5 protein-coding genes, 2 pseudogenes and 1 riboswitch are annotated in these 5969 nt (G+C 70.5%); all 7 genes and pseudogenes read right to left on the bottom strand.

What is annotated here, in order from left to right; translation table 11 throughout:
* A pseudogene (locus ACI379_RS15810) lies at window positions 1-1505 on the bottom strand (glycine dehydrogenase (aminomethyl-transferring)); the annotation flags it as partial.
* 132 nt (window positions 1506-1637) lie between these two features.
* Window positions 1638-1742: riboswitch (glycine riboswitch) on the bottom strand.
* Between the two features lie 100 nt (window positions 1743-1842).
* Window positions 1843-2439 (bottom strand): MerR family transcriptional regulator, encoded by a 597-nt coding sequence (locus ACI379_RS15805; protein ID WP_439793072.1) that lies wholly within the window; start codon window positions 2437-2439, stop codon window positions 1843-1845.
* Window positions 2440-2793: 354 nt separating this feature from the next.
* Window positions 2794-3081, bottom strand: a pseudogene (locus ACI379_RS15800) (bifunctional nuclease family protein); the annotation flags it as partial.
* Window positions 3082-3186: 105 nt separating this feature from the next.
* Window positions 3187-3885, bottom strand: a complete 699-nt coding sequence (gene ftsR, locus ACI379_RS15795; protein ID WP_439793071.1) for a transcriptional regulator FtsR — start codon at window positions 3883-3885, stop codon at window positions 3187-3189.
* A 54-nt stretch (window positions 3886-3939) separates the two neighbouring features.
* Window positions 3940-4446: an FHA domain-containing protein gene (locus ACI379_RS15790; RefSeq protein ID WP_439793070.1), complete on the bottom strand. Its 507-nt coding sequence runs from the start codon at window positions 4444-4446 to the stop codon at window positions 3940-3942.
* A gap of 130 nt (window positions 4447-4576) precedes the next feature.
* Window positions 4577-4963 (bottom strand): glycine cleavage system protein GcvH, encoded by a 387-nt coding sequence (gene gcvH, locus ACI379_RS15785; protein ID WP_439793069.1) that lies wholly within the window; start codon window positions 4961-4963, stop codon window positions 4577-4579.
* 56 nt (window positions 4964-5019) lie between these two features.
* Window positions 5020-5969 (bottom strand): DUF881 domain-containing protein (locus ACI379_RS15780; protein ID WP_439793068.1); only part of this gene is annotated, 950 nt, incomplete at its 5' end.

Here is a 5969-nt window from a genome sequence, read left to right as displayed (position 1 = left end):
GCCGGCGCGAAGGGGGGCAGGTCGGCGTAGGCGGGCAGGCTGATCGGCTCCATCTCCGTGGTCGCGTTGAGCTTCATCGTGCACGAGCCCGGCGGGATCATGCCGCGGTCCAACGCGTAGTCGCGGCCGGACAGCTTGCGCAGGTAGCGCAGCATCTGCGTCTCGGAGTGGTGGGTGTTGAACACCTCGTGCGTCAGGTAGTCGCTGCGACGCGCCAGTGTCCCGGGAAGGCCCGTCGGCGCCGCGAGGTCGTCGTCGATCACGACACCGAAGGCACGCAGGAGCGCCAGGACCGTGCCGGCGGTGGTGGTCTGCGAGGTGGAGAGGCCGACGTGGTCGGCGTCCACGAGCCGCAGGTGCAGGCCCTGGCGGCGTGCCTGCTCGACGACGTCCGCAGCACCCTGCGGCACCCGCACGGTCAGGGTGTCGAAGAACGTCTCGTTGACCACCTCGAACCCGGCCGCCCGCAGCTGTGCGGCGATCTGGGCTGCGAAGTCGTGGGTGCGCTGCGCGATCTCCCGCAGACCCGCAGGGCCGTGGTACACGGCGTACATGGAGGCGACGACGGCCAGCAGGACCTGAGCCGTGCAGATGTTGGAGGTCGCCTTGTCACGACGGATGTGCTGCTCGCGGGTCTGCAGGGCCAGACGGTACGCCGGGCGCCCCTCGGCATCCTGCGAGACGCCGACGAGGCGGCCCGGCAGGTGGCGCTCCAGGCCGTCGCGCACCGACATGTACCCCGCGTGCGGCCCACCGTAGAACAGGGGCACGCCGAAACGCTGCGAGGACCCGATGACGACGTCGGCACCCAGGAGACCGGGCGCCTCCAGCAGGACCAGACCGAGCAGGTCGGCCGCAACGACAGCGAGCGCGCCACGCTCGTGCGCCGCCTCGATCACCGGACGCGGGTCGAGCACCCGGCCACCGGCGCCGGGGTACTGCACCAGGACGCCGCAGAGCTCGCCCTCTGGCAGTCCGTCGGCGAGATCCGCCACGACCACGTCGATGCCCATGGCCTCGGCGCGGGTGCGGACCACGTCGATCGTCTGGGGCAGTGCGTCGGCGTCCACCACGAACGGGCCGGACGCCTTGCGGTTGGCCCGTCGGACCAGGGTCATCGCCTCGGCGGCCGCGGTCCCCTCGTCGAGCAGGGAGGCGTTCGCGGTCGGGAGCCCAGTCAGGTCGGCGATGACCGTCTGGAAGTTCAGCAGGGCCTCGAGGCGCCCCTGGGAGATCTCCGGCTGGTACGGCGTGTAGGCCGTGTACCAGCTCGGGTCCTCGAGCACGTTGCGTCGGACCACCGGCGGCGTCACGGTGCCGTGGTAGCCGAGGCCGATCATCGACTCCGCGGGCAGGTTCAGCCCCGCGAGCCGCCGCAGCTCCTTGGCCACCGCCGGCTCGCTCGCCGCAGCCGGGAGCTCGTCGACGCCCTTGGCCCTGATGGCGGCCGGGAGGGCGGCGTCCATGAGCGCGTCCAGCGACGCGTGGCCCACGGCCGCGAGCATGTGGGCGACGTCGTCCTCGCGGGGGCCGATGTGGCGGCGGACGAACGGCGAGTGGTGCGACGGGTCGGTCACGGAGGCTCCTGACAAGGTCGGACCCTCCCCCTCTGTCGCGCCGGTGCCCTTCAGAGGTGCCTGCTCCACGCGGTCCTGGTGCCTGAGAGGTTCCGGGGAGGAATTGCCCCTTCGGCGCTTCCACGCACGCCACGGCGCACGCGAAGACTCTCCCGCGCGGGATCGTCAGCGGCACCAGTCTAGACACACCCGGGTACACGAACAGGCACGCCGCCCGGTCGTGGACCAGGTGGCGTGCCTGTCAGGAGAGTGGGTGGCTGGAGCCTCAGCCAGCCGTACGGCGCGCGCGACGCGCCGCGAGCTCGTCACCGGCCACCGGAGCACCCGGCTCCGCGGCGGTGCGTTCGCTGGGCAGCTCGGCGAGCGTGCCCTCGATCTCGCGCCAGACTCCACCGATGGCGATGCCGAAGACGCCCTGCCCGCCCTGGAGCAGGTCGATGACCTCGTCGTTGCTCGTGCACTCGTACACGCTGGCGCCGTCGCTCATCAAGGTCACGCGCGTCAGGTCGTCGGTGCCGCGCTCACGCAGGTGGGCCACGGCACTGCGGATCTGCTGGAGCGAGATGCCGGCGTCGAGGAGACGCTTGACGACCTTGAGCAGCAAGATGTCGCGGAACGAGTACAGCCGCTGCGACCCGGACCCGGCGGCACCCCGCACGCTCGGCTCGACGAGGCCGGTACGGGCCCAATAGTCGAGCTGGCGGTAGGTGATGCCGGCGGCGTTGCACGCGGTGGGACCGCGGTAGCCGGTGTCACTGGGCAGCGGCGAAACGTCGTCGGTGAAGAGCAGGCCCTGCTCGTCAGCGCGCCCTGCGGCTTCGATCTGGGCTCTGAGCCCTGGGTCCTTCTCGTTCTCGTTCACTGCCACGCGACCCTCCAGGTCCTACTCCGTTGAGCGTAACTCCCGAAGGGGGAAGAAGTCGCGTCGCCCACCGACACCGGCGGCCCAATCACAACAGTGGAGTTACAACAGAGACGGTTCAAAGTACGTCCGACGGGCAGGTCGGTCAATGCGACACGCAGGGCGCCACAACCCTCAACCTCAACTTGACACTCACTGTTTCCTGTGAAGTCAGTGTGACTCGAAGTCCTCGGGCGTGACGTGGTCCAGGAACTCGCGGAACTTCTCCACCTCGTCCTCCTGCTCGGCCGGTACGGCCAGTCCCGCGTCGGCCAGCACCTCCTCGGCGCACACGATGCGCGTGCCCGTGCGCAGGGCCAGCGCGATCGAGTCGGAGGGTCGGGCGCTGACCTCGGCGCCGGAGGTGAAGACGAGCTGGGCGTAGAAGATGCCGTCCTTGACGTCGACGATCCGCACCTCGTCCAGCTGCTGGCCGGTGGCCTCGAGGACGTCCTTGAACAGGTCGTGGGTCAGCGGGCGGGGCGGCACGACGCCCTGCTGGGCGAACGCGATGGCGGTCGCCTCGACGGCGCCGATCCAGATCGGCAGGTAGCGCTCGCCCGAGCTCTCGCGCAGCAGCACGATCGGCTGGTTCGAGGGCATCTCGACCCGTACACCCACCACGTCAAGTTCTCGCACGCCTTCACCCTACTCCGAGGGCGTGACCCGCCCACCGCGTGAGCCGGGGCCGGGTCCGACACACCAGCCTCAGGAGCGCTGCAGTCCCACCTTGACGAGCGTGGCGTGCAGGCGCATCGAGAGTGCGGCGATCTCCCCCATGGCGTCGTCCGCCCTCCCCTGGGCGGCCGCGTCACGGGAGCGGGCCAGCGGCGCGACGGCCTGCTGGACGAGTCCCACCTCGCGGTCGGCGGCCGTCTTGAACGCGCGCAGGTGACGTGGCTCGATGCCGAACTCGGCCAGCTCGTGGGCAGTCTGCGCCACCAGCAGCGCGTCGGGGTCGTACGTCGTGGTGCCCTGGCGCGGCGAGACGAGACCGTACGCCTCGAGCTCGGCGAAGAGCTCCTCGCTGATGCCCGCGATCTTGACCAGCTCGCGTCGCGAGAGGCGTACGTCGCTGGTCCGGCGGAACGAGTCGGCAGAGGGAACCCCGTCGGCCGCGAGCGAGACCTTGGGGACCGTCGGCACGACCGAGTCGATGGGCGGCGGCTCGAGCCCGCGGTCCATCGCGTCGAGGTGCTCGCGGATCACCTTGAGGGGCAGGTAGTGGTCGCGCTGCATGCGCAGCACGTACCGCAACCGCTCGACGTCCGCCGACGAGAACTTGCGGTAGCCGGCGGGCGTGCGCTCGGGCGTGACGAGACCCTCAGCCTCCCAGAACCGGATCTTCGGGATGGTGACCCCGGGGTGGTCGACGCGCAACAGGTCGAGGACCTGGCCGATGTTCATCAGTGCGCGCGACGGCTCCGGGGCCGTCGACGCGCCCGTCGAGGGGACCACGGATCAGTGGTCCTCGTGCCCGGAGAAGAAGACCAGACGGTACTTGCCGATCTGGACCTCGTCGCCGTCGGAGAGGACCACCTGGTCGATGCGGTCGCGGTTGACGTACGTCCCGTTGAGGCTGCCGGTGTCGCTCACGGTGAAGGCGGCGCCGTCGCGGCGGAACTCCGCGTGACGGCGGGAGACGGTCACGTCGTCGAGGAAGATCTCACTGTCGGGGTGGCGACCGGCCCCCACCACGTCCTGGTCGAGGAGGAACCGGCTGCCGGCGCTGGGACCGCGCTGCACGACCAGGAGGGCGTGGCCCTCGGGCAGGCCGTCCACGGCGGCGGCGTCGACCGGGTTGAGCTGCCGGTCGGAGGTGTCCACCCGCTCGGGAGCACCGAACGTGATGGTGCTGGTGGTCTCGACGGGCGAGGGCTCCGCGACCGAGAGCAGTCGGGTACCGCACTGGGCGCAGAACCGGGCGTCGTCCGGGTTCTGATTCCCGCAAGCGGTGCAGAACGGCATGGGCGGACCCCTTCCTGGTCGTCGCGACAACTCTCACCCGAGAGTTGAGCCTGATGGTTCCGAACCTATCAGCCCACCGGTCGGCGCAGACCAGCGATGAACGAATCACGCCGGTCCGCGCCGAACGGTCTCAGGACTCCAGGCCCGCCTGGTAGGCGGCCGCGTCGAGCAGGCCCTCAACCGCGCCCGCGTCGGCGGGAACGAGCTCGAAGAGCCAACCCCCGGCGTACGGGTCGCTGTTGACCAGCTCGGGGGTGGCGTCGAGGGCGTCGTTCACCGCGGCGACGGTGCCGTCGAGGGGCGCGTACACGTCGCTCACGGACTTGGTGGACTCGAGCTCGCCGCACGACTCGCCGGCCGTGACGGTGTCGCCCACCTGCGGGAGGGAGACGTACACGATGTCGCCCAGGGCGTCCTGGGCGAAGTCGGTGATGCCGACCCGGACCGAGCCCTCGGCCTCACCGGGTACGCGCACCCACTCGTGCTCAGCGGTGTACTTCAGGTCTTCTGGAAACACGTCTTGCTCCCTGGGTAGGTGTTCGGGGGTGCGCGTGCCGGAGCCGCGCCCGAAGCCTACTCGTCGTTGTCGGGAGTGGAGTGCTCCACCTTGACCGGGTCGTGGACGCTCTCGATGTCGACGGAGTCGAGCTGCTCGAGGTTCACGGTCGCGCCGTCGCGCAGCTGCAGCACCTCGATGGGCCCCTCCGCGAAGGTGATGCCGGTCTTGAGGACGTGCGGGTCCCCGATCACCTCGATGACGTACGGGGCCGAGAGCTCCTGGCCGTCGAGCGTGATGACACCGTTGCTGCTGTTGAAGTTGCTCTGCGCGACCAGACGCACCTGGTCGTTGAACTCGATCGCCTCGGCGCCCGCGGTGCGGAGCTCCTGGACCACGTCCAGCAAGGAGCCGACACTCACCGAGTTGGCGCCGGGTGTGATGGTGATCCGCAGGCCGGGGCCCGTCACCTTCACGAGCCCGGCCATGATGTTGAGGGTCCGCGCCCGCTGCTGGGCCTCCTCGAGCGCCGCCTGCTTGGCCGAGCTCTCCGAGCTGAGCCGGTTCTGGGTCTGCTCGAGACGCTCGATCTCGTCGCGGGCCCGCTCGGCGGTGCCGGTGAGGCCGTCGAGCACCTCGATCAGCTCGCTCTCACGCAGACCCTCGTACGACTGCTCCCCGGAGGTGTCGCGCACCTGGATTGCGGAGGCGAACCCGAGCGCGCAGAGCAGCACGGCGACCACGACCTGCGACTTCTTGGGGTGACGCAGCGCGTTCAGGAGGCGGTCGCGTCCCGTGGCTCCCCCGTCGTCGCTGGGCTCAGCGTCGGCGGGCTCAGCGTCGGCGGGCTCAGCGTCGGCGGGCTCAGCGTCGGCCGGAGGCTGCGCATCGGCCTCCTCGTCAGCCTCGGGCTCAGCGTCGGCCTCGGGCTCAGCGTCGGCCTCGGGTTCTGCCGCCGCCACCACGGGATCGACCGAGGGCTCATCGTCGTCCTGCGGGTCGGCGTCGTCCTGCGGCTCAGCTTCTT

The organism is Nocardioides sp. (assembly GCF_051876515.1).
Lineage (GTDB): Bacteria > Actinomycetota > Actinomycetes > Propionibacteriales > Nocardioidaceae > Nocardioides.
This window is presented reverse-complemented; position numbering and strand designations above follow the sequence as displayed.